The organism is Faecalibacterium sp. i21-0019-B1, from assembly GCF_042852915.1.
Classification (GTDB): Bacteria; Bacillota; Clostridia; order Oscillospirales; family Ruminococcaceae; genus Faecalibacterium; species Faecalibacterium taiwanense.
Genome location: NZ_AP031425.1, coordinates 922,112 through 944,736, shown reverse-complemented (window position 1 = coordinate 944,736; position 22,625 = coordinate 922,112). Strand labels below are relative to the sequence as shown.

The following is a 22,625-nucleotide window of genomic DNA, read 5'->3' as shown; positions in this document are numbered from 1 at the left end:
TCATTCGGTCGAACTCCTCCGGTCGGAGGCCGTGTCGCTGCCAAAGAACATGGGCCCAGTACGTCTCGCTGCCCGCGCTGCGAATCAGTTTTTTGCGTCGTCGATTTCCTTTTCATCGGCCTGCTTCCGCTCCTCCTCGGAGAGCTGACCGCCGATGCCCAACAGAGCCATGACGACGCGGGTGACATGAGCAAACTCGTCGGCGCGGGAGAAAACCTTTTCCGGCATCTGGGTGATGTCAACGCAGTTGTAATACTTCATCAGCTCCGGGTCGTCCAGCTTGGGGTACTGCAGGGCCTCAACGAGGATGTGACGAGTGGCCTTTGCATTGTCGCGCTCGTCGCGGAAAACCACGTTGCCGCCGTTGATGTAGGGATTGCCTTTCTTGTCCAGAGCGACAGTGTGGGTGTGATACGCCTCATTGATGGCGCGGATACGCTCAGAGGACAGCACCTTGACCTCGAGCTGGATGACCTTGCCGTTCTCGTCCTTAAAGCTCTCCGGGGCCGGTACGGTGACGACCTTCTCCACCTCTGCTGCCTCGCGCATAAAATATTTCAGGTTCTTGCTCATAGCTGTCTCCTCCAAAATAAAAGTCGGAGTTCCTCCACCTAGGAGAGGCTCCGCCTGTATGTTTCCGACAAAAATGTCTGGGACTTAGATGATGTTTTTGATATTGAAGTTGATGACGTCATCGACAACGCTGCCGCTCTCTGCGTCCAGTGCGGTCAGCGGCAGGTCGCCGGTCATAACGCAGCCGACGCAGGTCACGACGTCGGAGCCGTGGGCTGCATAGTAGTCGGAGTTCGCGTCGTCCATGATGCCCTGAATAGTCAGCTCGGGCGTCGCTCCGGTGGCCTGATACTCCTTGATTTTGGTCTTGAGCCAGTTGTTCGTCCTGCGACGGGTCATGCTGCCGGTGATGGTCGCACCAACCCAACGGCTAGACGGGGTTTTCTCGTTCAACTGGCGGCCGGTCCACACTTCCGGGGAGAAGTTGATATTCATCTTCACGCCGTCCATGACCTCGACGCCGTCGATGAACGCATGGCCCTCACGGAGGCTAATAGGGTTTTTGTTGTACTGCATAACTTACCTCCTGCTGCTTTAGCGGGTCTTGACGGTGAAGAACAGCTTCTCGGCAGAATCCACGGGCTGAATTGCGACGATGAAATAAACCTCGTCGCCGCCGCTCAAAGATTCGTCGATATTGAAGTCCGCGTCATAGTCCACGTTCTTGATGGCCCCCATGTCCTCGTACTGCTTGAGGATGGTCTGGCCGATGCCCTTCATAGCGGCGTAGCCGGTCGGGCTGTTGTCGTACTTGTTGGGCGGGAAGTTATTCTGGATGGTCTCCTGAATAGCGTCCAGAGTGCGGATAACACGGTTCTTGCTGTACGTCTTGTCCTTGGGCTTCTTGAAAGAGACCAGAGAATTGATGTCGTACTCGATGATGACGTTGCCCGCCTCGGAGTAGGAGAAGAACATCTCGCCGTTCTTGATGGCTGCAATGGCTGCTTCGTTGTCCTTGGGGTCCACGATGCCGGTCGCGCCGTTGTAGACCTCGTAGGTGTTAGACTTGATGCAGCTTGCGGATGCGGTGATGCCCGCAACGAATGCGCAGGCCTCCGCGTGGGTCAGCTCAACGTCGTCAACCACAACAGAGTTGGTGACATTGATGATGCCCTCGTGGTCAGGGCTCTTTGCGTCCGGCATAACCGCATTCACGCCCTTGCCCATGCTCTCGCGCATATACTTGATTTTGGTGATGGCTGCGGTCTGTAACGTATCATCGGTAACGGGGAAGCACAGAGTATTGAACTTGATGCCCTCCATCTTGTCCACAAACGCGGTGACGTCGCCGTTTGCGCTGGTGACGTTCGTGCCGCCTGCCAGCTTCACGCCGGATGCCGCTTTCAGGTCGCCCGTACCGGTGAACTTCACCAGCTTGTCGTCTGCTGCGGCTGCAATCAGCTCCTCGACGGTCTTGACGCCCTCGTACACAGCGGTGGCGTCAGCATCCAGATACACGGTGACGTCAAAGCCGCCGACGGGGTTTGCGACGACAGAGACGTGAATATCGTTGCCGCGAGTGCCGCCGTACTTGGCCGTGACTGTCAGCGGAGCAGCGGCTCCGGTTGCGGCCGTGCCGCTCTCCGTGATGTAGACGATGACCTTGGCAGCCTTTTTGAATGCCTCACGAATCAGGCGCATCTTATCGTTGGTCGCGTCGTAGACGCTGCGGCCGAGCTCCACACTGTAAGCATCCGGGGCCGCTGCCGTCAGGGTGATGGGCGTCTTGGCGGGGCCAAAGTCGTAGCCAATCAGGGGCAGCAGCACGATGCCGCGCTCAGAGTTGCCGACGGTGTCGTTGCGGTCGCTCTCGAAGTTGATGTAAGTGCCCGGGCGGGTCTTTCCCGCCAGCTTATCGTATTTACCACCTGCCATTAAACAACGGCCTCCTTTCCGAGCCACTCGTCGATGTGCTTCTGCATCTCCTCGACGGTGTATTCACCAGTCATGCCCGCCGTGGCACCGGCGAACGTGCTGGCCGAAACATGAAAAAGCGTCCGGCAAGCCTTTGCCAGACGCTCAATAGGGAACTTCTGCGCGGTCTGTGCCGCGCTCGCGTTCTTCTCTGCCATGCAGATACCTCCTATTCAGTTTTTCCCTCGGCCGCTTTGAGGTCGAGGTTGTAGTGCATTACCTTCTGGCAATCCACCCTGTTGTACGGACGGCGGCTGTCCCAGTGGAGTGTGAGCTGGGCCGTGCCTGTGTCCAGCCGCTTCACTCCTCCGGGGTCTTTGAGCCGCACTCCGCCTCCTGCCGCTGCTCCCGTCTCGTCAATGAGCGGAACCAGCAGGCGGGCTGTGCAGAGGGCGTTCAGGGCCGCTGCCGCGCTTGCGTAGGCGTCCTCGTCCGTGCTGGCGAAAAACCGGATGTACCAGTCATATTCCACCGCATAGGACGCGAACGTGTCGCCGAGAGGTGTGAGCTCCGGCTGCGGAAAGAAAACAGAGGGTACGACGAATCCCTCCGGGATGTCCCAGTAATAGGGCGTAATCCCGGGTACGGAATCGAGGATAAAGCGGATAACGCTTGCGATTTCCTGCTCTAAGGCAGCCATAGGTTTCACCTCACAAAAAATCCTTGAAATACTCGTCCAGCCAGCTTTGCAGCTTCTTTTCGAGCAGCTCCGGGTAGAGCTTTTCTAGGATTCTGATGGAGCTTTCCCAGTAGTGGGAGCCCTCCACCCATTTCATTTTTAGGACCATCCCGGTCTTTTCTCCCGGGGTGTAGATGAAGCGGTCCTTTCCGTTCGCCTTTTCCCAGTGTCCGGGAACGAATCGCCTCTCTATCCCTTTCGGGTTGGTCCAGTGGCCGTCATTTACGAACTTGGCGTACTCGACGTTCGTGCCGACCTCAAGGGTCAGGCCGTTCTCGTCGAGTGTCCAGACGTTCTCCCCGTCGCCTTTTTGGAAACTGTGGAGCAGCAGCCGATAGTCCAGCACGTTCCGGCGAACGATTTCATCTTGCAGAATGCGTAGGAACTCCATGCCGAGCCCTTCAAGAAACTTGTTCAGTGCCCGCTTAAACTCGCCCTGCGCGGCCGTTCCGAGCCGCTTCACGAAGTTTTCAAGCTCTACTGTGTCGAATGTCACCTGCGCCATTACAATGGCCTCTGTTGGGCTGTGCGGTATATCTTTACCGTCATGTGATGCCCTCGGATGTTTCGCGGTTGACCTGCGGTGTATTCGAGCCCTGTTTCGCTGCTGACGATTTTGTCGTTGAGCCTGATGTCCGTTCCTGCCGGGAGCGTGAGCTTTATGTCGCTGTCCATATCGTTCTGCGGTTGCTGCTGGGCGATTTGGATGGACGCGCTACGCACTCCGAAATGGCACGGGACTTCCTCGAGGTCCGGCTGTTTTGGGTATTTGAACTTGGGGGAGCCGGGGAGCCCGTAGCCGGGGCTCGTGCTCTCCTGCTGGGTGTGGTAGATACTGCAACGATGGTCAAAGAAGTCCTCAATAGCCATTGGCTCAGAGGCTCCTTAACCGCATCGTGACGCCGTTGAGCGGCTGCACGACGACGTAATCGTCCAGCAGGCTCTCCACGCCCAGTTTCCCGACGTCTATGATGCTGCTCTCTGCCGTGTAGGAGTAGTCGTCAAAGGTCTCGCTTTTGAGGCGGACTTTGGTCTGCTCAACGGCATTGTGGGCGTATGCCTCCGCGATAAGGAGGACCGCCGTCTTGACGTTCTCCGGGATTTCGGGGTATTTCTCTGGGTCGTCGAATCTGTTGTTGCAGTAGTCGATGACCCAGCTCTCCGCCCGGGAGATGTCAATTTTGAGCTTGCTGTCGGCGCGGTTCTTTACTTCCTCAAATTCTGTGTACTCTTTGAGTTCCTCCGGCGTGACCCACGGCCGTTCGGCCATCAGCCCTCCGGGGCGATGATGGCGGCCGCTGCGGCTGCATCCGCCTCATACTCACGAATCTTCTGCAAAATGCTGGCCTTAGTGGCGCAGCCGGTCAGGTCGATGCTGTTGTCCTCGGCAAATTCCTTGAGCTCGTCGAGCTTCATCTTGGAAATGTCAGGGACTTCCACGGGCTCCTCGGCGACGGCCGCGACGACCTCCGCCTTGTCCTTGCCGGTGGTATCGACGCCCATATCGTCAGCCAGCTTGTCGAGCTGCTCCTCGTCCATCTCGCCGAGGAAGTCGGCGTCCAGATGGCCGGTGACGGTGTGAGCGTCAGGGAGGGCCTCGAAATAGCCGCTTTCCAGCAGCGCGGTATATTTCTCGGGGTCGTCCACAAAGACGTCAGGATGTGCCGCAGAGGCGCGCACAACGCCATCATAGGACAGACCTTTAATCAGTCTGAGGTGCATAGCGTCCTGCCTCCTGTTAGATAGATGCCAGACCGGTCACAATGGCCGTTGCGTCCAGCTCCTCAACCAGCGTATCGAAGTCGAAATGCACGACATAGAAACGCTTGTCCTGATAGATGGCCTCCGGACCCTCGGTGGTCTTGCGGATGACAACGCCGTAGGAGTTGACGACGACCAGATTCTTCGGGTCGGTCAGCATGATGACATCGTCGGGCAGGGCCGGAACCTCGATGACGGGAACGCTGGCGGGATTCTCGACGCGCTTGTCGGTGATGATGCCGCCTGCGGTGACTGCCTGATTCAGGATGTAACGCTCCCACTCCTGACGGCGGTGGGGGGACATCAGCCAGCGGAGAGAGCCGTTGTTGAACTTGTCGGGAACTGCGCGCAGGCCCTTGTAGAACACATCCAGAACCATTGCGCCAGAGTTGATGCCGGACACATCGACAACGTGGCCGCCCTCCTTGAACTGCTTGACCCAGCCGTCGTTCACCTTGAGGAAGTCGGCATCATCGACAGTACCCAGCTCGGTGGCCTCGCCTGCGTCGAATGTGCCTGCGGTGTGGGCTGCGGTGTACTGGTAAACCTTCTTGTTGTATGCGACGAGGTCGCCAATAGCGTAGGTCTCAGAGGAGCTGAACTCCTTGACCTTGGCATACCGTTCGTCGCCGTTCAGGCACAGGTCCTCGCGGTCGCAGCCAATCTGACGGGTCATCAGGTTGGTGACGATGGTCTCATAGTTGGAACCCTCGATGTTTTCGCGCAGGGTCTCCTCAGTGATTTCCCACGGCAGACGGACAGGGGTGCAAGCGTATTCCAGCTTGCCGTGCTTCACGCCGGAGCGGTAGCCGTCGTCGGTGTTCTCGGTCTTTTTGCGCAGCAGACGGCGGCCGACGCCAATCTTGTCGATTTCGCCGGTCTTTGCGGAGCGCAGCTCGTGGCGGACGAGGCCGCTCAGCGGAGTGGCCTCAAAGGTCTGCTGAATGAACTTCTTCGCCTGCTCCGGGTTCAGTGCGCCGCCAGCGGCCAGACCGGCGGTGGTGATGGTCTGGCCTGCTGCGTTCACGATTGTCTTATTGCTTCTCATGGTCATAGTGCTTGTTCCTCCTTACAGGATACCAGCGAGATAGTGCGGCTCGGACTTCTCGACAGGGTCCTCCGGGTCGCCATCATCGTTCAGGTTGGTCGGCAGGCCTGCGGCCTTGCGGACGGGTGCGACAGCCTTTGCGACGGCCTTTGCGACGACGTCTGCAACATTCTCGGCGGTCAGCAGCTCCGGGGTCTTTTCGGGCTCCTCCTGCTGGCCGAGAGCCTTTGCGACGGCTGCCTCGACCATCTTGCCGACGGCCTCGACTGTCAGGCCTGCGGGCTCTGCTGCCGGTTCTGCGGCTTTCTGGACGGGGTCAGTCGCGGGCTTCTGCTGGGTTTCCAGTGCCTTGGCGACGGCTGCCGCCACGGTATCTTCGATTTCTTTCTTGGTCACTTCGGTTTCCTCCTGTTCTTCTTCGGGGAATTTATCGAGGAACTCCCCGAGGTTTGTGTAGATGGACTGCAACGTGCTGCGGTTGGCTTTGCTCATGGCCTTGCCAGCCTTGATGACGGCGCAGCTTTCGAGCGATTTCGCAACGGGCTGTCCTTTGGTGAGCAGCTCGGTGACGATGTTGTTGAAGTCGTTCAGGGCGTCTCGGATGGTCTCCTCGTCCGACGCGAACTCCCAGCGGTCATTCACCCAGTTGTACCGGTACAGAACGTCGTTGAGCGCGTAGAACGCGGTCCAGAAGTTGTCGCTCTGGCTGCGCTTGGTGTAGTTGTCGGCAACTTCGCCTTTCTCGACAACATCAAAGCCGAGGGCGGCGGCCATCTTCTTGAAGATGCCGCGCATACCCTTTTCGGGCTGCTCCTCCGCCTTTGCCACTCCGTCATCGGGCAGCGGGTCGTCCTCGTCGCTGTACTTGCCGACGCCGCCCATGGAAAAGCCGGTGATTTCGCCTTTCTGGACTTTCTCGAAAATATCCGGGTCGTCCACCTCGACAGTCATCATCCATGTGCCTTTCTTGATGGCCTGCTCTCCGACGCTCATATCGCAAGGCGCGACATAGCTCTCGACGACGGCCGCCTTTTCGAGCGGCTCGAACGAGTGCTGCACATCCACCTGATTGCCGTTCTTGGCGAACCAGTACGCAGCCTTGGTGATTTCCTGCTCCGTCATGTAATTGCCGTGGGCGTCCTCTGTGAGGGGCTCATAGACAATGCCGGTGATGTAGTGGCTATCAGCATCCGCGTTGACGATTCGGCCGTAAGAAGCAAAAGAGGCGGAGCCGTGCTCCGCCTTGGTGATAAGAAACTGTTTCTTGTTGGCCGCCTTGTCTACAAGGCTGACAAAAGAGATCTTTGCATCTGTGATGGCGTATGCTTTCTCGATTTTGCTCATGGTTTTCTCACCTCCTCTCTACGCTCCTAGGCAGGGCGTCTAATGGTCGGCCATGCGTCCTTGCCGCTGCGCTCAAGGAGTGCAACGTCAAAGGGCTTGCGGCCTATATCCTCAAGCGATGAATAGAACCAAACGACCATATCATCGCACTGGGGCTCGTCTACGATGGAGAAGATGCGCCGGAGCTCGTCCTCCGGTGCGTCGGCCGGTGCTGCGCACCACTTGACGATGCGCAGCCTCCCGGGGAGCTGGTATCTCTCGACCCGCTCCACATGGTACTTAGGCTTGAAAAGGCGGCGAATAATCGCCGAAACGATGCGGTCAAGTGCTTTCCACATGGGGTTCCTCCTCCGGCATAATGATTTTGACGTTGGGGTTCTCAAGCAGAGCCTCAATCTCGGATAAATCGGCTCCGAATGCAATCCGTAATTCAAGCGTTGCGGGCTGTCCTGCGTCATGGTGCAGGGTGTACCCGTTTACGATGTTCGCCAGCTCGATGCCGTCGATTTTGAGAATAGGCTGCTTTCCAACTCGGGCTTCGTCGATGGTAACTTTCACGTGTAGTCCTCCTCGTTGATGCCTGCGCGCGCCTTGTTCTGCGCGTCGAGCTCCTTCTCCCACTCGCCGTCGTCCTCCGCGATGGCCTGCGCTTGGAGGGCCTGCCGCTCCTCAAGGGAGAGGCCGAGCACCTCCTCACTAACTACCGGCTGCAAAAGGCAATGGCAGTTGACGCTCTCTCTCGGCGGCAAGCAGACGTCTCGTGGGGTCATGGGGTAGTAGGTATTTCCGTCAGCTCCAATCAGGGTGAACGGCTGCCCTTTCGGGACGTGAACGCCGTCCATATCCACATGGTTCTGTCTCGGGTCGTTCCGGTACGCTCCGGTGTGTTTCCACATCTTCTCCTCGACGGCCGGGCTCTGGATGTAGCTTTCGAGCTGCGCATAACCATGCGCCCGGAGCACCTCCGTCAGGGCCACGCGCCGCGCGCGGTAGCCCGGGGAGCGGATGCCGCTGTCTGCAATGAGGTTTGCGACGTCGTTGATGCCCTTGCCGTCGTTCAGGCCCTTTTTCAGGACCGCCTCGATTTCGGTCTCAGTGTCCAGCTTCATAATGTCGGCGAGGTCGCTGCTCCACGAGCTTATCCAATCGGTTGTCCGCTTGGTGAGCTTCGTAACGGTGAGCTCTGCATCCGTTTTCTGGACGTAAGCCTCAACATACGTCGGCATGATGGTGGAAAACTGAGTATGGAAAACGTCGAAAAGGTCCCGCGCCAGCTTGCTCTTGTTCTTGAACTTCGGCCAGTTGTCCTTGAAGAAAGTTTCAAGGTCGATGGCGTCCGCCAGCTCCTTGAGCAGGTCGTCGGCGTTGTCCTCGAGGAGCTTCGTAACGACCTCCTCGATTTCGTCCACGGTGTTCAGGCTCTCTTTTGCCTTGAGGTATCCCTCCATCGTGAGCTGCTCGTACAGGTCGTTTTCTGCTTTGGCGAGGTATGCGTCGATGGCCTTGATTAGGGGTCCGCAGCGTAAGCACTTCACTCCGCGTCGCCCTCCTCCTGTTTCATGTCAGCCAGCAGGCGGCGGACCTCTTTCATCACGGCGACAATTTCCGTCTCATTGGCGGCTGCCGATTTCTGAATCTGCCCGTCGAGCTGCTCCTCTACGCTGGGCGCGCCCTGCCGGGCGTTCTGCGATGCCTCGCCCTCCGGCTGTGTGTTTTCCTTGCCGGTGACAGAACTGCCGTTCTGCGCCACGTTGAGGCTATTTCCCGCCACGGCGGTGGCTGCGGCCCGCTGCTGTGCATTCATGAACGCGAGCGGGATGTCGCCCCATTCCTCGGGGAAGTCCTCCGAGGTCTCGCCGAGGGCCTTGTACAGGACGCTCTTTGCTTTGTTCGGGGTGAGGCCGCCAGCGTTGTTGCAGACGGTCAGCAGCTTGTACAGGTCGTCCGGGTTGGAAACGTCCGGCGCGCGGAAGAACACCTCGACGTACTTGAACTGATAGCAGTTGAGCAGCCTGTTGTTGATGGCCCACGCCAGACGCCGCCGCTCCGGCTGGAACACCTGCTTCTCGGTCACTTCCATGGCCGTCTGCGCCGTCGCGCGGTTGAAGTCCGTCGTGTAGCCGGTGTAAAGGTCCGGGAGCTGGAACGCGCTCTGCACTTTCCGCCTGTTGTTTTCGAGGTAGTCTTGGAAAAGCTCGTCCTTTTGCAGGATAGCAGCAAGGTCCTTGACCTCGACCTCCGGCCGGTTCTCGGCGTTGAATCCGGTGCGGTTGTCTGCCGCCTCCGTTTCCAGCACCATGAAACTGTGCTGGCCTGCCTCGCCTCGGATGCCGTTCATGTACTCCTTGAGCTTTGCGAAACTATCGTCCGTCAGGCTGCCGCCCTTCACCATAATCAGCAACGGGGTGTGTCGGCCGTTCAGGAAATAGTTATTGTTGAGGCTCTCCGCTCTCCGGGCTCCGTCTACGGTAAGGATGGAACCAACCCACCGGACCTTGCCGTATGTGGCGGTCCCGATGGCGAACTCGATTATTTCGTTGGCGCGGCTCTTGAACTCGAGCTCGGTGACGTACTCTCCGCTCGTCGGGTCCATGATTCGCGGGTCTCCGAACTCCTTGTAGTAGACCGTCTTGCCGTTGACGGTCTGCTTATACTTGCGGAACTTCCTCATGCGGTTCTCGGTGTGGTCCCGGTGGAAATATGCCACCTCGACGCGTGGGTCCAGCCTCCGGCTCTTTTCCACGCTGGGGGTGTCCTCGATGAACTCGAGCTGTATGACGTTCCCGTCCATGTCCCGGATGACCTCTGCGTAGGCGCAGCCGTAGGTTTCGCGGGCCTCCACAACGTCCTCAAAGAGCTCGTTGCTCTCCTGCTCCATGTTGAGCATCTCGACGACCTCTGTCGCCCGGTCCCACTCCGCTTTCATCTCCGGGGTTTCGTCCGCGTCTGCAAAGTCGTCTTTGTACCGGACGTCAATTCCGAATCCGGCGATGTTGGACTTGTAGGCCCGGATGCACTGCGGGAGTATAGTGCTTTCATCCACCATCTTGGAAAGCCCTCGGAGGTCAAACGGCGGTTTTGTCCAAATGCCTGCCGTGTACGCCTCCTCCGGCGAGATTTGCAGGGAGCCGTCTGCTTTGGCGATGGGCTTCATCCCGCCGCGCTGCTCCGGGTCGTCCGCTTTAACGATGCGGACGTTTACCCGCTGCTGGGCGGGCTGCTTCTTGTCGCTCACTTCTTAACGTCTCCTCTCCTCTTGGGTTTGACCGGCAGGCACAGCAGGAGGATGCAGTCGGCCTCGTCTGGCGAGTGCATCCCGCGCTTTTTCATGGCGTCCTTGCTCTCCACGCGGATTTTGGCGTCGTCGGTCATGGAATACTTTCGTGTGGAAAGCTGGCCGACGAGGTCGTTATCGTTCGGGAGAATGAGCTGGACGGGCTTCTGTGCGCCCTCCGGCGTCTGCGGTGCAAGTAGGTTCTTTACGACGCTCATCATGTAGGTGGTGCTGTCGTAGTAAAAGTCATGGTGTATGCGCTGGCCGAAGTAAACGGGGATAATATCCATCCACCAGAACCGCTCCGGCTGCTCGCGCTTTACGCGCCGCAGACGGTCCGTGACGCCGCCGCCGAGGCCGCTGTCATCTATCTTGATGGGGATAGCCTTGTCGAACCGGTACTTTTCCATGAGCTTTAGGCCGAGCTCCATGATGTCGTCGGCCGTCTGCATAAGGTCCTGCCCGCTCTTGCGCTTGTAGAACATGGCCTTTTCGTCCACCTTGTACCCGATGACGGTGCGGTCGTCACCATAGCGGGCAACGTCGCATCCGATGTCGATGCGAACAGGTTTTGCCGGTTCCGTCCATTCGGTCATAATGGATTTTTCGACGAGCGGCAGGGGGATGAAAACATCGTTCTCCTGCCGGGGGAACTCTCCGGCGACACGAACACGGAAAACGTCCGAATCCTCGCCGTACATCTGGATGATGGTCTTGACGAAGTCGTCCGAGACGCGGCTGCTGTTCCGGCCGTCAACATGGAACGTGGTGTAGCTGCCTCTGTTCTTGTGGTGGCTGTCATAAAAAAAGCCCGACAGCTGTGTCGGGTTTCCGCACATGAGCAGCCGCGCTCCGGGTGTCGAAAGTGCGCCCAGCACCGGCTCGAACACCTTGTCGTCCACGCCGCTGGCCTCGTCGATGATGTAGAGGATGTCGTCGGCGTGGAATCCCTGCAGGGCGTCCGGCTTGCTGGCCGTTCGGGCCACAGCGAACCATTCCTCGGGGTACTGCTTCATGTAGACCTTTTCCTTTGTCCACATCAGCTCCCGCTCGAGGGCTTTATTGTTGCGCAGCCACTTGCTTATTTCCGCCCACAGAATATCGAATAGCTGATGCTGCGTCGGGGCTGTGCAAGGGATTTTGGGGAATGGCCGGGTTGACATAAACCAGATAACGGTCCACGCCTCGACCGCACTCTTGCCGATACCGTGGCCGCTGCGGACGCTCGTCATCTGATTCTTTGCCACAGAATCCAATATGGCGCGCTGGTTCTTGTCCGGCGTAACGTGGAGCAGGTCCTCGACAAAATCAGCCGGGTGGTCTGCGTAGTACAGGATAGCCTCTTGGGTCATCATGTCTGTTCTCCTCGTTTCCGGTTCTCGTATGCGGCCGCGATTTCATCGGCGAGGGAGAGCGTGGTTTCCTCCTGCTCCTCCGCCGTCTTGCCTCCGGCCGTGACGCCTGCCTCCTCCATCCGGTTATCCCGCTCAAGCTCTGTGGCCTTGTCGAGGAACTGGATAATGTCCTTTGGCGTCATCGACCCGTCCGGCAGATTCTTGAGCTCTGCGAGGGCTTTCTCTTGGAGCTGCAAGGCGATGCCGATGTGGCGGGTCCTCATTTTTTTGTACTTTCGGAGTGCCTCTTGTCGGGCTACGTCATCCAAATGGTTGTCATACGCTCGGCAGCGTTCTCCCCACTTTTTCTCGCGGCTCCAACGCTTGATAAGCGTGTCACTCTTGGATAACTGTTCGGCAACGACCCGTAGGCTCCTGTTTGAGCCCATATCTCGGTAGATGGCAAATGCCTCGTAGGCCTGCGCGCTTTCGCCCGGTTGACGCTCCCAAAGGTCGTCTTTGGTCCTATTCGGCATTGTCCTCCTCTCCTCACTTTCAGCTCTGTCCCGGGCTGCGAGGCTCCGCGCCCGTAATCCAGAATAGGGTGCTTTCCGGTGCGATGCCGGAACTTCTAAACCACTGCATCGTCTTTGCCTCGTAGTGAGGATGCAGGCGAATGCCCCCCCATGTAGCCGCTGCGGACTTCTCATAGACGAATCCGGGGCTGTGGAAAAGGTCGTGGTACTCAAACTCTCGGTCTGCGCCGTACTTTTTGAGGGTCTCATGGATGAATCCGCGCCGGTCCGGGGCCGTGGCTACGAGGTGCATCCTCTTGACCCGTTTCCCGTACCTGTGCAGCCCTATCATAACGCCGGTGGCGGTGATGCCGCTGCCGCAGGTCATCACGAGGTTTTCTATATCGTCCGGGAGGTTCTCTGTCTGCGCCGCAACTGCGGTTAGCAGCGTGTCGCCGTACCCGATGATATTGATGCCGTACTGGACAATAAAGCTGTTTTCCTGCGCCGCCAGCTCTTTTGCGCGGGCGTGTAAAATGCTGTGGCGGCCGGAACGTGCTGCGAGCACTATGGACGCCCCATATTTCATCGCCAGCCGGGGCATAGGCAGAGCCGCAACGCTCTCCCGGGTGGTTCCGCCGTACACGATTCTGCACGGCATCCCGTTTGCCCGGGCAACCGCTGCGGTGATGGGTGCTTGCGGGGAGTGGATGCTGCAATACGTCAGCAGGCTCTTGTAGTCCTTCTTGACGCTGTTCACCAGCATCACGCATTGCCGGAGCTTTCCTCCGTTCACCTCTCCGGGGCCAAACGGGGCGTAAAGGTCGTCCCGCTTGATGCGCAGCCCGTCTACCTCCTGAACCGGCGTCAGGCTGTACTCATTCATCCAGTCCAAACACCTTTCTGTGATAGTCGGTCTTTTTGGCGAGTTCCTCCTGCATCAGGCCGTAAAAGCTCTGTTTTGCAATTTTGCGCCCGCTGCCTGCGCTCTGGTTCAGCGTCTTGAACGGTCCGCCTGTTCCGACTTCTTTCATCTTTTCCGTCGGCTCCGGGTTCTTGCCGTTCATCAGCATACAGAGGTTATACTCGTTCGGCCGGAATCCGGGCAGACCGTCGATGCCGCAGCAAGTCATGCTGTCGCCCATCGCGCGGAGCCGGTTCTCGCCGCTGTAGAATTTCAGGCCGTACCGATGGCACTCCGCCTTGATGGCTTCAAAATCGTGCCGGAGGCGGGGCAGCGGATAGCAGAAGTCGCCGCCGATTTTCGTCATGCCGGGTTTGGCCTTGAAGAACTTCATGCCCTCCACGATGACGCCGTAGGCTCCCGCCTCCGCGATGCGAGGGATGTTCTTCATAACGTCATGGAACACCTCGGGCATATACGGCTGGATGCGGACGATGGTGCGCTGCACTCTGGCCGATACCGTCTTGAGGATGGCGAGCCGCTCCTCGTAGCTGGGCGTCCCGCGTTCGAGGCGGTCGTACTTGCTACACACCATGCTGATTTGCAGCACACAGTTGCACTGCGCCAGCAGGTCGAGGTACTCCGGGTCAGCAATGAGGCGGCCCTTTGTGCTCACCACAAACGGGTATTTCGTCTCAGCCAGCAGCTTGAGGCACTCGTAGCTGGCGCGAATCTGCTTTTCGACCGGCTGGAACGGGTCGCTCATGCCGCCCCAGTGAATAGGGATGTTCCAGTCGCACCACTCCGTTTCGTTGCCGCGCTTGCCCTCGATAAAGGAGCGCAGGCCGTCTACGCTTTCGTCGCGCTCGATGTGGCTAATGTCGTTCTTCTTCTGTGCGAAGCAGTACCGGCAGCCGTGTGAGCAGCCGCGATAGGTGTCGAAACGCACAGGCAGGTTGCAGAGAATAATCTGGCTCCCGCATTTGCAGCCCATTAAATCTCACCTCTAATCTTCTGGACGATGACGGCAACAAGGTCCTCTTTGCCGTTGTCCTTTATGTACTCTTTCAGGACGTCGCGGTCCTCCGCGCTGAACTTGAGCGAGATGTTGAACGTCTCCTCGATGCTCTTGAGCTCGCTGTCGAGAAAGTCGCCGTCTACGAGGGCGTCCACGTTGTTTTCGAGGGCCTCGATTTCGTACAGGTCGAATCCCGTCTCCGGGGCTGCGTCGCCGAGGCCGTCCAGCAGCTCCTTGAGCTTTACCTCGTCCCACTCGCCCGTCACTTTGTTCATGGCGATGTTGAGCTGCTTCTCTGCGGTCTCGTCGAGGTCAACAACAGATACGTCCGTCTCGGTGACGCCCTCATTCATAAGCACTGTGAGACGCTGGTGGCCGGACACGACACGGTTCGTGCGCTTGTTCCAGATTACCGGGACTACCACGCCGAACCTGTCAATGTTCCGCTTGAGCTTCTCGTACTCGTCATCGCCGGGCATAAGCTCCACGCGAGGGTTATACTCCGCGCGCTCCATGTCCGCGATTCTCTTTTTGATAATTTCCATCAGATAAGCCCCTTTGCCTTGTTCACGAGCAGCTGCGCCAGCTCAACCTTGCCTGCGGGGTTCTCGTCGATGTACTTGTCCATCGCCTCGTGAACCTCCTCGGGCAGGGTGAATGTCATGGTGTAGCTGTTCGGCTCGCTCTTTCCGGTGTCGGAGAAGTCCTCGTTCAGCAGGTCCTCGATGTGGTCGTATGTAACCTTGAGAGCATCGAGCTCCCAGTCCTCAAAGCCAGTGAGGGCCATTTCGTCCTGCTCTTTCAGCTCGTCCAGAATCGCGGTGAGCTTCTCGTTGTCCCACCGGCCGGAGATTTTGTTGAGCGAAACATTGAGGATGCGCTCCTCCTGCTCGTTGAGCTCGACCTCTACCACCTGTACCTCGGTGTAGCCCTTCTGCACCAGCACCTTGAGCCTCTGGTGGCCGCCTACGATGTTGCCGGTGGTCCGGTTCCATACGATGGGCTCAACATAGCCGAAGGTCTCAATGCTCCGGGCCAGCTTTTCGTACTGCTTGTCGCCCGGTGCGAGGTCTTTCCTCGGGTTGTAGTCCGCCGGATGGAGGTCGCTCACCGGCAGAGTGATAATTTTCATCTGCCGTTCCTCCTTGACCCGTTTTGGGTCGCTCCTGCGCATAAAAAGAGGAGCCGCCCTGCGCAAGGCGGCTCCCGTCAAATAGGAGAAAAAATTATGGGTTTAGGGGATTTCTTTTTGCTGTTGGTATTCTACATTTTGTAGTTTAGCACTCGTACAGTGCCTTGTCAATGCCGTGTTTTTGCCCCGAAACGGGTCGTCCGTCTCGTGCCGTCAGGCTTTCTTGATGCCGTCAATGCCGAAAATCAGGGCGGAGAGTGTAGCGCAAGCCGCGTCCACATCCTTGTAGACCGTCCGCTTGTCGATTTTTTCCCGCTCCGCTACGGCCGTCGGCGAGAGCGGCCGGTCTCTCAGATAGAGGGCTTCGATAACGCGGTAGTGCCTCTGCTCGCCCTCGTCTACGCTGTTTTCGCAGACGACCTTGTAGATTCCGAGCATCCTGTTCACATGGCGCATGATAAGCTGCGTCCGGGCTGCCGACTTCATAATGCTCTCGACCTTGAGATTCTCCTCGAGCAGCTCGTCCAGTGCCTCCACGATTTCCTCGACACTCTCCTCTCCGGTGGCCGCGCTGGCCGCGTCGTATACTGCGTGGGAGCAGTTGGCGTTAAGTACGGTATAATTCCGCAGCAGGAGCTTGGTATTGCGGAATCTCCGGTCGCTCCGGCCGTCCCGGAACTTCTTGCGCTCCTGCTCCACGGCCTTGATGCTGGCCTCCGCTCCGAGGCGGGCAGCGTCCGTCACAGCGGCCTCGACGCTCTCCTGTATCTCTTTCCCTAAGATGGCCCGAACGGCAGCGACAGCCGCCTTTGCCGCCACCTCTGCGGCCATCATCACAATTTCCTGTTCAGTCATCGTGCTCCTCCTCTTTGTTTCCGTCCGGAAGTTCGTCGAGTGTGGCCCGGGCGATTTTTGCAAAGCGTTCGCAAACTCCAGCCACTTCGAGCGCGGAGACTCCGTATTTCTTCATGGCCTCTTTGAGCTTGCTTGCGCTGCCCTCCGTGATGGGAACGCCCATAAATGAGAATATCGGGTTTTCCATGTTCGGTTGCTCCCTCCGTATTTCGTCCACAAGCACAAAGCGTTCCGGCGTCGTCCAGTTCATAAAGCGGTTAAATCTGTACACGGCCGCGCGCCACTCTTCCGTCTCGGGCTGCGTCCCGTAGGGCATCCCACAAAACACCGTGAGTACATCGCTCACGCTGGAAAGCGGGTTGATGTCGTACATCGTCGGGATGCCACGCAGTAGGTCCGGGGTAAATCCCGGGCCAAACCGCACGGCGTACTCCTTGATGTCCGCCTCGGTGACGTAGTTCCTGCCGTATCGCTGCTTCATGCTGCGCCAGACCGTCCACGGGATTCTGTATATCCGCAGCCCGTCGAATGTGGCAACGATGAAGCAGTGCGCGCCGAGGGCTGTGTAAGAATCGAGCTTTTTGACCTGCTCCGGTAGTACGCGGTCTTTGTTCAGCCTGCCCGTCCCGGTGCTCTTTGCCTCGAACATCACCGCGCGGCCTCCGAGAATGACGCCTTTGAAATCCGGTTCCGCCTTTTTGGTATACACCGCGCGGAACTGCCCCGACTTGTTCGGCTGGCTCACCGGTTTCATCGGCTCCGGCGTCTTGCTTATGTCGGCGCGGCCCGTCTCTGTCAAAAGGGCGCATGAGGCTTCTATCTGTTCTTCCAGCCTCCCGCCCTGCGCGCGGCTCCGCGCTCCCTGCAAGGCCCGGAGCGGGTCCTTTACCGGGCCGCTCATTCGAGGTAGCCCTGCTCTCGGGCGAACTCTGCGATTTTGTAGGCGGTCGCGCTCTTGATGCCCTTGCACTCTCCGGCGTCGAGCTGCTCGAGGAGCTGCTGCAGGGATTTGCCCGGGGCCGGGGTCGATGCGCGCTGGGCCTCGGCTTCGGAGTAGCCGGTGTTGTAGGCCTCCTCCCGGATGTGGTCGATGTGCTCCACGAGCTTCTCGTCCGTCATCTTGCGCAGCTTCACGGCGCGCTCATGTACATTCTTCTCCTCACCGGTCATCCGGCAGTTCCTTTTCTTCACTGGGCTCCCTCTCTTTCCAGCCGCTTGCAGCGGCCATTCTCATAGGCCATGCACTTTTTTTCCGAGCACCAGCCGAAACGCTCCGTTGTAATCTCGGTCCGGCTAATCCACGAGTAGCTCGCTTCCCGTTTCGTGCTTTTCTTGTACGGGCAAAACATACCATCATCGCTCATTGTGCTGTCTCCTATAAAACATTCATGTGAAGCGGCTGCCCGGTGGCAAGCTGCCGATGGACGAACTCGCGTTCGAGGCAGTTACTCACCATAACGAGGGCTCGCAGCTCTCCGGGGAGAATCTTGCTGTCGAGATAGAGCCGCTCAATTTCCGGCCCCCGCGCGCGGAGCTCCCGGATGGCCGCCTCTGCGTCCTCCCACTCGGTCAGGTCGTACAGCTCGCCGAGTGCCTTGTCGAACTCACTTTTTTCCGGCATTGTCGGCTCCCTTCCGCAGACATCTGGCCGCTGCACTCATAAGGTTGCTGTACGACTTTACCGTCATTCCCATAACGCTGTCTCCGATGCGGTAGCAGTAGGCATAATCGCCTAGCGTGTCAAGTTCCTCGGCAAGCTCCTCGGGCGTCGCATTCTCAAAATTCAGCGTATGGGTTTCTTCGTGCTCTCTGCACTCGGCCTCGCTGTAAAACTCCTGTCCGCAATGCTCGCAGGTGTAAATATCAATGTTCCGGTGATTCATCCTTGCCACCCTCCTGCTTTGCCGTCTCTTTGTCCAGATTATCCTTGAGCCGGTCGAGCTTGTCCCATACGGTTTTCGTGATGTTTACCAGCTCGTGAGGGTTAAAAATTGCAAAGAGCTGCACCAGCATGATGAAAACATCAGCAATTTCCTCCTCGATGTTCGAGTACACTTCCTGCGTCTCCCGGTTGAACGGGGTATCATACTTGCGCTTGCACTCTTTGAGCTTGCAGAGAGCTTTTGTGAGCTCCGACATTTCCTCCACAGCTTTGGTGAGCTGGGCGTCTTTGCCGTAAGTACCGATGGCGCGGTCGATGGTCTGCAAGCCCTCCGGCATAATCTCCGGGATGAGCGCGTCCTCGTAGTGCTTGAGCTTGTCGCGCAACGAGGCGAGAGCCCACGAAAGGGTGTAGTGCTCTGCCAGCAGACCCTCGATGGTCTCCGGGCCGTCGAACAGGTGCTCGCACAGGGTCATGTCGAACTCCTCCGGCGTTCCCTCGGTGTCAATGTCTGCGTTGTGCGCCTTGATAAGCTGCTTCATGTAGTCGTTGAGGCTGATGCTCCGGCTGGGCATCTGTACCCAGCCGTCCTCGCCGCGCACGAACAGGTTGAGAGCCTGCGAGTAATTCCCATCCGGGGTGTCGGTCGTCATTCTTCTCTGCGGAAACATAAATTTGTCCTCCATTTTTCAAATTTGATGGTTAAAGGTTGAAATGCGCTTGAATCATTTTCAAGTTTCGGGGTTAGATTTTGCTTATTTTTCTTTCATGCCTGCCCATCCTCCGTGTATTTATTGTCGTAGAACATCCCGTCTTGCCCGATGGAAAAATCTTCATCTTCCCAGTATACGCCGCAACCGTTTTCACAGGCCGCTACGCTCTCGCTTAGTTCTCCGCTTCTGGATACATAGCGTTTCGGAACTTTTCCGTCTTTTCGGATTGTGTAGTCCCGTGCGTTCTGGTAAAATTCAGAATAAATAATTTTCCCGCCACACCTCGGGCATCGGCCCCGAATGACTCCATTCACGTTTCATCCTCCTTTTTTGTTTTCTTCAACTGGCGGCCGCACTCCGGGCAGAAGTTCAGCGGCCGTCTTTTGTGAGTGTAGGTTGAGGCAAGCCCGCAGCCCTTTCTGAGGGTTCTCTCATAAAGGCAGACGTAATACTTTGTGTATAACTCTCTGCCGGTCTTTGGCCTGTGCTTCTTGCTCCACTCGTAATCTTCGCAAAATTGGCAGTTCATACGCTTTCCTCGATTACTTTGAGGTCATACCCGCTCTTGACAAACTTCATGCACAGCTCGTGGTTGATACCGTTGCCGAGGTTGGTGTAGATGTATTCTATCTCCTCCGGCGTGAAATGGGTATCGAGCAGCTTATTGATGCCGTCGAGGTGTTCTCTGCATAGCGGCTTGGTGAATCCCTTGAACGCAAAACGCGAAACACCCTCGATGACCTCAGCCTTGAACTCGTCCGGGGTGCTACAATGGTTGAGGTTGATGTAAGTGTTCGTCCTCGGGACGAGAATCAACTCGAAGTTCATGGTGACGTAAGCTTTCGGGAAAGCGCGCTGAATCTTCCCGCACCACGGGGCCGCGAACGGGCTAAACCACGGCAGCATATAGCTGCGGAGCTCCTGCTGGCTGACTGCCGGGGTATCCTGAATGTGGTCGATGCAGCACTCAATGGCCTCCCGCTCTGCGAGGCTGTCCGCCTCCTCGAGCCAGCCGTTGAATACACGGACGATTTCCTCTGCGTTAATCGGTTTCATGTTGCTCCTCCGTTTCATCCTTCATCTTGAACCCGCAGACCGGGCAGAAGTTCCAGACCCAGCTGTCGAAATCGCTTTGCGAAATTTTGGCCTTGCAGTAGGTACAGCAAATTGCCGGTTCCTCGTGACTGTTGTTTTCATCATCAACGATGATAAACTTCAACTCCTTGTCCTTCACCCACTTGGCATGACCGCGCAGGCTCTCTGGGTCGATGGTGGGAGCCTCGTCCACGCTGTTCAGGGCATCCTTATAGCAGCATTCTTCAATAGTGAACGGATTGCTGGCACGAAGGTTCATTTCAATGCGCTTGTGCAAAGCGTTCGCGTCAATCAATCTTACTTCTTCCATTTTTGATAGCCTCCTTTACAAACTTCAAAGCGCGTTCTTTGAGCGGGATGCGCTGGCAGAGCCTCCCTTTTCCGGCGTTCCGGGCGGAAATCACCGGCATAACGCCGACGACCTCGATTTCGTCGCACTCGCGGTGCTTTACTCGCCCGGCCTCGTGCCCGAGGAACTCCGCCTCTTTTTGGTCATCCGCCATTACCGCGACGCCGAAGTAGCAGGTGGAACTCTCTGTCCTGCCCTCAAGGAACACATCATACCTCGGCATCCGGTTCCTCCTCGTATTGGTGGACATCGACGAAGATGGCTTTCTTCCACGGGAGCGCGTTGTACGCCGCCCGCGTCTCCTCCTCCGTCATGTTGTCCACGAGCTCCGGGTCATAGTGTTCACAGAGGACGTCGTTCATCTCTGAAATATCGTCCTCCCGGTAGTAGGTTCTCTCTCTGCCGATGACGAACTCCTGAACCGCGCTCTCTCCCCATGAGCCAAGCCAGCAGTAATACTCGTCGCCGCTGACCACATCCCCATCTACACAGGGGATGACCGGGAGCTCCGGGTTTGCCTGCATGAGCTCGAGGAGCTGCGTGAGCTTTTCGCTCTGTTTCATGTCATCCCATCCTTTCTTTTCCGGGTCTCCGCCCGGGTTGCTTTCTGCTCGGCGGCCTTGTGCCATACATAGGCCGCAACAACTATTACTGACAAGGCGACGGCCGCAAAGGAAAGCCAGTAAGTTAAGGTTTCCAGCAGGTCGTCAAGCTCTAAAAGAACCTCGTACATAGTCACCGCTCCTTTACCTGAATTTCTTCTTGAAACTGCGCACGATGGCCCGGTGCGTCCACCTACGGCAGTATGGGTTTCGGACGCTCCCGTCGTACTCCTGCTTCATCTTCTGGTATGCCGCCTTGTTCTCCGCATACCGTTCGCAATGGTCGTGGCATCCCGGGTGTCTGTCCGGGCACTCTTTCGGGCAGATAGTCATAAGCCGAGCATAACGCTGGCCCGTTTCCGGGCGGCCGTCATGGTTTCGTCGTACTTCGCTGCGCTGTATACGGCGAGCGGAGCCACTGCCCGTCCCGCTCTGGCCCTCCTGAATATCTCCGAGTAGACAGCGGCCGTCTCGTATACGCTGGGGCCTCTGCCCGGGGTCGAAAGCATCCCCTTGCGGTCGTCGGTGTCAGTGACGCGGAGGTCCTCTTTGAGGGCATCCTGTACGCATCTGCGCAGACGGTCGAGGGCGAGGTCCTTATCCTCTTTTTCCCACTCGAGGTACTGCTTGTAGTTGTTCATGGAGTTCTGCTTGAGGCGCGCCAGCCGGTCTCTCCCGTAGCCGAACGTCTCGTGACAGGTGGCCGCCATAACAAGCCACGCGATTTCTGCGCCCTGATTGCTTGCCATGCGGAGCTGCTCCTCCCGGCGTCCTCTCGGGGCTCGGTCAACCGGCAGCCGGACCTCAAAATCACAGATTCCTTTGAGGTTCTCCCTCATGGCGTCCGTTGCGTTCTTGCTGCTGCCGTAGAGGATGGCCGTCTGGTATTTTTTCTCAAAAGCGTCCATCTCGTTACACGCCCGCAGGAGGCGGGACGCGCCAATGCCGTCGTCTTGGTGCATGGAGACGACGATGCACCACATAAAGAGCTGGGCGGAGCGGTCGCGCTGGTCCTCACGCTCCTGCTGGATGTTGTGTGTAAGCACTTTCATCATCCGGCCCTCCTCACGTCGTATAGCAACGCTTGGCCGGGTTCCATGTGAGCTTCGGGATGCTCCGGCCGCAAACACAGGAGAACTTCTCGTTTATGATTTCGGCGTCCTCGACGTTCGTCCGACCGTAGCTTACTTTCTTGCAGTCCGGGCAGGTGAACTCGAACCGCGCCAGCGCGTCCAGCGGGATTTTCGCGCCGCACTTCCGGCACTCGTTGGTCGTTTGCGGTTCGCGCAAGAACTGTACGAACTCGTTCTTGCATTTCGGGCAGCGCAGGTACATGAGGCCCTTGCGCTGGGACAGTGGCGGGAGCCAGCTTACCGGCTTCTCGGGGGGGGCTTTCTTATCAGCCGAGGAAACTACCGGGGCTTCCTGCTTCGGCTCGCTGGTGACGCTCTTTTCCGCCTCCGGCGCGCTGTCGCCGTTGTACAGCGTCGTGGTCTTGGCGATGGTCTCGAGCGTTTTGAGCGCGGTGTTGAGCTCTGCTGGGCTCTTACCGGTCAGCGTGACGCTGACATCCGGTTCTCCCTGAAACTTGAAAATTTCCATTGAGACTTCAAACTTCGTACTTGCCATGTTG

Annotated in this window: 36 protein-coding genes; all 36 read right to left on the bottom strand. The window is 57.9% G+C overall.

The features are described from left to right. Nucleotides 1-84 precede the first annotated feature (84 nt). Nucleotides 85-573, bottom strand: coding sequence for a hypothetical protein (locus tag ACGHP1_RS04550; protein ID WP_390508017.1), 489 nt, complete (start codon nucleotides 571-573; stop codon nucleotides 85-87). Nucleotides 574-657: 84 nt separating this feature from the next. Next, nucleotides 658-1,089, bottom strand: a complete 432-nt coding sequence (locus ACGHP1_RS04545) for a phage tail tube protein (protein WP_390508015.1) — start codon at nucleotides 1,087-1,089, stop codon at nucleotides 658-660. An 18-nt stretch (nucleotides 1,090-1,107) separates the two neighbouring features. Continuing rightward, on the bottom strand, nucleotides 1,108-2,448 hold the full coding sequence (locus ACGHP1_RS04540; protein WP_390508013.1) for a phage tail sheath family protein: 1,341 nt from the start codon (nucleotides 2,446-2,448) through the stop codon (nucleotides 1,108-1,110). Next, a complete protein-coding gene (locus tag ACGHP1_RS04535; protein WP_390508011.1) occupies nucleotides 2,448-2,645 on the bottom strand; it encodes a hypothetical protein in 198 nt (65 codons plus the stop codon). The genes ACGHP1_RS04540 and ACGHP1_RS04535 overlap by 1 nt, the downstream gene beginning before the upstream one ends. Nucleotides 2,646-2,656: 11 nt before the next feature. After that, nucleotides 2,657-3,127, bottom strand: coding sequence for a hypothetical protein (locus ACGHP1_RS04530; protein ID WP_390508010.1), 471 nt, complete (start codon nucleotides 3,125-3,127; stop codon nucleotides 2,657-2,659). A 10-nt stretch (nucleotides 3,128-3,137) separates the two neighbouring features. Beyond that, complete coding sequence (locus ACGHP1_RS04525) at nucleotides 3,138-3,671, bottom strand: HK97 gp10 family phage protein (RefSeq protein ID WP_390508007.1); 534 nt, start codon at nucleotides 3,669-3,671, stop codon at nucleotides 3,138-3,140. Further along, nucleotides 3,671-4,036: a DUF3599 family protein gene (locus ACGHP1_RS04520; RefSeq protein ID WP_129872772.1), complete on the bottom strand. Its 366-nt coding sequence runs from the start codon at nucleotides 4,034-4,036 to the stop codon at nucleotides 3,671-3,673. Before ACGHP1_RS04520 ends, ACGHP1_RS04525 begins: the two co-directional genes overlap by 1 nt. Nucleotides 4,037-4,040: 4 nt before the next feature. Continuing rightward, the gene (locus tag ACGHP1_RS04515; protein ID WP_117505008.1) at nucleotides 4,041-4,436 is read right to left on the bottom strand and encodes a head-tail connector protein; all 396 of its coding nucleotides are present in this window, start codon (nucleotides 4,434-4,436) and stop codon (nucleotides 4,041-4,043) included. After that, nucleotides 4,436-4,888 carry an SAP domain-containing protein gene (locus ACGHP1_RS04510; protein ID WP_390508004.1) on the bottom strand — a complete coding sequence of 151 codons (453 nt, stop codon included), beginning with the start codon at nucleotides 4,886-4,888 and terminating at the stop codon, nucleotides 4,436-4,438. The genes ACGHP1_RS04515 and ACGHP1_RS04510 overlap by 1 nt, the downstream gene beginning before the upstream one ends. A gap of 16 nt (nucleotides 4,889-4,904) precedes the next feature. After that, nucleotides 4,905-5,981: a hypothetical protein gene (locus tag ACGHP1_RS04505; RefSeq protein ID WP_390508002.1), complete on the bottom strand. Its 1,077-nt coding sequence runs from the start codon at nucleotides 5,979-5,981 to the stop codon at nucleotides 4,905-4,907. Nucleotides 5,982-5,996: 15 nt separating this feature from the next. After that, nucleotides 5,997-7,319 carry an XkdF-like putative serine protease domain-containing protein gene (locus ACGHP1_RS04500; protein ID WP_390508000.1) on the bottom strand — a complete coding sequence of 441 codons (1,323 nt, stop codon included), beginning with the start codon at nucleotides 7,317-7,319 and terminating at the stop codon, nucleotides 5,997-5,999. 26 nt (nucleotides 7,320-7,345) lie between these two features. Next, complete coding sequence (locus tag ACGHP1_RS04495) at nucleotides 7,346-7,657, bottom strand: hypothetical protein (protein WP_390507998.1); 312 nt, start codon at nucleotides 7,655-7,657, stop codon at nucleotides 7,346-7,348. Further along, nucleotides 7,641-7,877 (bottom strand): hypothetical protein, encoded by a 237-nt coding sequence (locus ACGHP1_RS04490; RefSeq protein ID WP_117505017.1) that lies wholly within the window; start codon nucleotides 7,875-7,877, stop codon nucleotides 7,641-7,643. The genes ACGHP1_RS04495 and ACGHP1_RS04490 overlap by 17 nt, the downstream gene beginning before the upstream one ends. Then, nucleotides 7,874-8,854: a phage minor head protein gene (locus ACGHP1_RS04485; protein WP_390507995.1), complete on the bottom strand. Its 981-nt coding sequence runs from the start codon at nucleotides 8,852-8,854 to the stop codon at nucleotides 7,874-7,876. Before ACGHP1_RS04485 ends, ACGHP1_RS04490 begins: the two co-directional genes overlap by 4 nt. Continuing rightward, on the bottom strand, nucleotides 8,851-10,554 hold the full coding sequence (locus ACGHP1_RS04480) for a phage portal protein (RefSeq protein ID WP_390507993.1): 1,704 nt from the start codon (nucleotides 10,552-10,554) through the stop codon (nucleotides 8,851-8,853). Before ACGHP1_RS04480 ends, ACGHP1_RS04485 begins: the two co-directional genes overlap by 4 nt. Then, entirely contained in the window at nucleotides 10,551-11,948 is a 1,398-nt protein-coding gene (locus ACGHP1_RS04475) for a terminase B (protein ID WP_186850544.1), read from the bottom strand. The genes ACGHP1_RS04480 and ACGHP1_RS04475 overlap by 4 nt, the downstream gene beginning before the upstream one ends. Further along, nucleotides 11,945-12,463, bottom strand: coding sequence for a hypothetical protein (locus ACGHP1_RS04470; RefSeq protein WP_117505024.1), 519 nt, complete (start codon nucleotides 12,461-12,463; stop codon nucleotides 11,945-11,947). Before ACGHP1_RS04470 ends, ACGHP1_RS04475 begins: the two co-directional genes overlap by 4 nt. A gap of 19 nt (nucleotides 12,464-12,482) precedes the next feature. Beyond that, nucleotides 12,483-13,328: a pyridoxal-phosphate dependent enzyme gene (locus ACGHP1_RS04465; RefSeq protein WP_156070609.1), complete on the bottom strand. Its 846-nt coding sequence runs from the start codon at nucleotides 13,326-13,328 to the stop codon at nucleotides 12,483-12,485. Continuing rightward, a complete protein-coding gene (locus ACGHP1_RS04460) occupies nucleotides 13,321-14,340 on the bottom strand; it encodes a radical SAM protein (protein ID WP_186850541.1) in 1,020 nt (339 codons plus the stop codon). Before ACGHP1_RS04460 ends, ACGHP1_RS04465 begins: the two co-directional genes overlap by 8 nt. Further along, a complete protein-coding gene (locus tag ACGHP1_RS04455) occupies nucleotides 14,340-14,909 on the bottom strand; it encodes a ParB N-terminal domain-containing protein (protein WP_117505029.1) in 570 nt (189 codons plus the stop codon). Before ACGHP1_RS04455 ends, ACGHP1_RS04460 begins: the two co-directional genes overlap by 1 nt. Next, entirely contained in the window at nucleotides 14,909-15,496 is a 588-nt protein-coding gene (locus ACGHP1_RS04450) for a ParB N-terminal domain-containing protein (protein ID WP_390507989.1), read from the bottom strand. Before ACGHP1_RS04450 ends, ACGHP1_RS04455 begins: the two co-directional genes overlap by 1 nt. 213 nt (nucleotides 15,497-15,709) lie before the next feature. Beyond that, the gene (locus ACGHP1_RS04445) at nucleotides 15,710-16,351 is read right to left on the bottom strand and encodes a hypothetical protein (protein WP_117505032.1); all 642 of its coding nucleotides are present in this window, start codon (nucleotides 16,349-16,351) and stop codon (nucleotides 15,710-15,712) included. After that, nucleotides 16,344-17,252, bottom strand: coding sequence for a Holliday junction resolvase RecU (locus ACGHP1_RS04440; protein WP_390507986.1), 909 nt, complete (start codon nucleotides 17,250-17,252; stop codon nucleotides 16,344-16,346). Before ACGHP1_RS04440 ends, ACGHP1_RS04445 begins: the two co-directional genes overlap by 8 nt. Further along, nucleotides 17,249-17,542, bottom strand: a complete 294-nt coding sequence (locus tag ACGHP1_RS04435) for a hypothetical protein (RefSeq protein ID WP_390507983.1) — start codon at nucleotides 17,540-17,542, stop codon at nucleotides 17,249-17,251. Before ACGHP1_RS04435 ends, ACGHP1_RS04440 begins: the two co-directional genes overlap by 4 nt. Then, complete coding sequence (locus tag ACGHP1_RS04430; protein WP_390507981.1) at nucleotides 17,539-17,715, bottom strand: hypothetical protein; 177 nt, start codon at nucleotides 17,713-17,715, stop codon at nucleotides 17,539-17,541. The genes ACGHP1_RS04435 and ACGHP1_RS04430 overlap by 4 nt, the downstream gene beginning before the upstream one ends. An 11-nt stretch (nucleotides 17,716-17,726) precedes the next feature. Then, a complete protein-coding gene (locus tag ACGHP1_RS04425) occupies nucleotides 17,727-17,972 on the bottom strand; it encodes a hypothetical protein (protein WP_390507979.1) in 246 nt (81 codons plus the stop codon). Continuing rightward, nucleotides 17,956-18,234: a hypothetical protein gene (locus tag ACGHP1_RS04420; RefSeq protein ID WP_390507977.1), complete on the bottom strand. Its 279-nt coding sequence runs from the start codon at nucleotides 18,232-18,234 to the stop codon at nucleotides 17,956-17,958. Before ACGHP1_RS04420 ends, ACGHP1_RS04425 begins: the two co-directional genes overlap by 17 nt. Continuing rightward, entirely contained in the window at nucleotides 18,215-18,904 is a 690-nt protein-coding gene (locus ACGHP1_RS04415) for a hypothetical protein (RefSeq protein ID WP_390507976.1), read from the bottom strand. The genes ACGHP1_RS04420 and ACGHP1_RS04415 overlap by 20 nt, the downstream gene beginning before the upstream one ends. Before the next feature lie 95 nt (nucleotides 18,905-18,999). Further along, the gene (locus ACGHP1_RS04410; protein WP_390507973.1) at nucleotides 19,000-19,260 is read right to left on the bottom strand and encodes a hypothetical protein; all 261 of its coding nucleotides are present in this window, start codon (nucleotides 19,258-19,260) and stop codon (nucleotides 19,000-19,002) included. A 211-nt stretch (nucleotides 19,261-19,471) separates the two neighbouring features. After that, on the bottom strand, nucleotides 19,472-20,002 hold the full coding sequence (locus ACGHP1_RS04405; RefSeq protein ID WP_390507971.1) for a hypothetical protein: 531 nt from the start codon (nucleotides 20,000-20,002) through the stop codon (nucleotides 19,472-19,474). Further along, on the bottom strand, nucleotides 19,989-20,351 hold the full coding sequence (locus ACGHP1_RS04400; RefSeq protein WP_390507969.1) for a hypothetical protein: 363 nt from the start codon (nucleotides 20,349-20,351) through the stop codon (nucleotides 19,989-19,991). The genes ACGHP1_RS04405 and ACGHP1_RS04400 overlap by 14 nt, the downstream gene beginning before the upstream one ends. Further along, on the bottom strand, nucleotides 20,329-20,613 hold the full coding sequence (locus ACGHP1_RS04395; protein WP_390507967.1) for a hypothetical protein: 285 nt from the start codon (nucleotides 20,611-20,613) through the stop codon (nucleotides 20,329-20,331). The genes ACGHP1_RS04400 and ACGHP1_RS04395 overlap by 23 nt, the downstream gene beginning before the upstream one ends. Continuing rightward, the gene (locus ACGHP1_RS04390) at nucleotides 20,600-20,953 is read right to left on the bottom strand and encodes a hypothetical protein (RefSeq protein ID WP_129872751.1); all 354 of its coding nucleotides are present in this window, start codon (nucleotides 20,951-20,953) and stop codon (nucleotides 20,600-20,602) included. The genes ACGHP1_RS04395 and ACGHP1_RS04390 overlap by 14 nt, the downstream gene beginning before the upstream one ends. Next, nucleotides 20,950-21,123 (bottom strand): hypothetical protein, encoded by a 174-nt coding sequence (locus ACGHP1_RS04385; RefSeq protein WP_390507965.1) that lies wholly within the window; start codon nucleotides 21,121-21,123, stop codon nucleotides 20,950-20,952. The genes ACGHP1_RS04390 and ACGHP1_RS04385 overlap by 4 nt, the downstream gene beginning before the upstream one ends. Nucleotides 21,124-21,321: 198 nt before the next feature. Next, nucleotides 21,322-22,047: a hypothetical protein gene (locus ACGHP1_RS04380; protein WP_390507963.1), complete on the bottom strand. Its 726-nt coding sequence runs from the start codon at nucleotides 22,045-22,047 to the stop codon at nucleotides 21,322-21,324. Between the two features lie 10 nt (nucleotides 22,048-22,057). Continuing rightward, the gene (locus tag ACGHP1_RS04375) at nucleotides 22,058-22,621 is read right to left on the bottom strand and encodes a hypothetical protein (protein ID WP_390507961.1); all 564 of its coding nucleotides are present in this window, start codon (nucleotides 22,619-22,621) and stop codon (nucleotides 22,058-22,060) included. Nucleotides 22,622-22,625 lie beyond the last annotated feature (4 nt).